The sequence below is a fragment of the Gottfriedia sp. NPDC056225 genome (genome assembly GCF_042267765.1).
Lineage (GTDB): Bacteria > Bacillota > Bacilli > Bacillales > Bacillaceae_G > Gottfriedia.
This window is the reverse complement of the sequence record NZ_JBHJTJ010000131.1, coordinates 1-1,745: the sequence shown is the minus strand read 5'-3', so window position 1 is coordinate 1,745 and position 1,745 is coordinate 1. Positions and strand designations below refer to the sequence as shown.

2 protein-coding genes are annotated in these 1,745 nt (G+C 26.3%); both read right to left on the bottom strand.

Going from position 1 to position 1,745, the window contains the following annotated elements:
* Positions 1-293 precede the first annotated feature (293 nt).
* The gene (locus ACFCYN_RS25380; RefSeq protein ID WP_375952951.1) at positions 294-1,412 is read right to left on the bottom strand and encodes a Ger(x)C family spore germination protein; all 1,119 of its coding nucleotides are present in this window, start codon (positions 1,410-1,412) and stop codon (positions 294-296) included.
* A partial coding sequence (locus ACFCYN_RS25375; protein ID WP_375952948.1) for a GerAB/ArcD/ProY family transporter occupies positions 1,409-1,745 on the bottom strand: 337 nt, incomplete at its 5' end. The genes ACFCYN_RS25375 and ACFCYN_RS25380, both read right to left, overlap by 4 nt.

Below are 1,745 nucleotides of genomic sequence, written 5' to 3'. Positions count from 1 at the left end.
TTTGAAAATAAAATATTAAAGATATTTAAATTAAGAAATTGTTTTTACTTCAAATAAAATAATGACTTTAGAAACTGAGCAAATTAATTTAGCTAAACATAAGAGAAAAGGTTTTATTTCTAATCAGTTTAATATAAAAAAGATGAAACCTGTAGAATACAGAAATCATCTTCTTTATAAGATTAAACGTTAACTTAATATCTTCTCCAAAGGGCATTTGTAAGCAGATAAAAGCTCCTCTTTTACATAATTCTAATTTCAACTTCTTAACAAAGAATGTTTTCATTAAATACTTACATTGATATCCCTTTATCAACCACAATAACCTTAACATTAACCTTAATTTTTGATTGTTGAAATGCACCAACCCAATTATCTTCTACTTTTTTCCACTCTGAGTATTTAAATGATCTTGCAAAAAGACCTAGGCCAATTGGATCCAACTTGTCATTTTGAAGGGATTTAACAAAATTATTTAGTTCTATTTGTAATTCTTTTTCTATTTCTTTTTTTAATTTTCCTTGCGAATTGTCATTTAACTTTATTGGAGATTCAGTTATTGCTACCGGTAATTTAAGGTTTATATTAAATTCATATTTACCATCCTTATATTTCTTTTTTATATTTCTCTTAATATCCATTATATAAAAACTTATTTTTTCTTTAGATATAGTATTTTCATTTTTTTTATGTTGTTTCGCTTTTAACCACATAGAAAATTGACCTTCTGTATTAGCTCGTAAAATTTTTAATAGTAATGTTTCCTTTAATGATAGAGTCCTACGATATTGGTTTTGATTGTTTAATAATGTAGTTCCACTGATTTCCAAAATATTATCTTTTAAAGTTACTTCCGGTGCAAAAGGTGTAATTCCTTTTTCTAAATTCATACTGTAATAATTTCTCAATGATGTTCGCACGGAGACATTTCTAAAATTAGCTGTTTTTATTAATTGAGGAATAAATATTGATAATCTTGGCTTATTTTTTGGACTAAATTCAATTACATCTGAAACTTGACCATTAACAAATACGATATCAGCATTAAGACGCATCTTTGGATCACGGTAAAATACATCTAAAATAGAAAACCAGTCTTTATAATTAATTATTTTTCTACCAATTAATACAGTTTGTACTTTTCCCCCTGCTGTAATTCCTGTTGCTCTTGAATCTATAAAATCACTAGCTTCTTTTATTGACAAACTTTTCACCTTAAATTGTTCATTTTTTTCATTCGCTTCTTTACTAAAAACAGGGCTTGCCATATAAACATTAACTTCACCTTGCTCGTCTATATCGATTCCATATAAAAGTGCCATTGTAATGTCTTCAATATTAATTTTATCTTTACAGCCTGTTAAACCAATTAATAACATAACAATTAACAAACATTTGGCAATCTTTTTCACTTTGTTGTCACCCTAAACTTATCTTTTTTTACTATTCCACCTATCCATAAAAGTAGAGGTAATCCTAAAATAACGATAAGTCCCATATAAGAAAGGATTTTTAATTGAAAATGAATTAATTTAAAGGACGGAATGAATAGATACGTACAAATGAAGATTATGCTAAAAAAAGTTATAACAAAAAGTGGAAATCTTTTTATTTTATATAACACAAAAAAACCGTCCAATCCTGCCCAAAAATAAGTAACCCATGTTTTTGAAATTACCATAAATAGTAATGATAATAGAATTACATCCATTCGCTCTATAAATTGAAATTCGATAATACTTAAC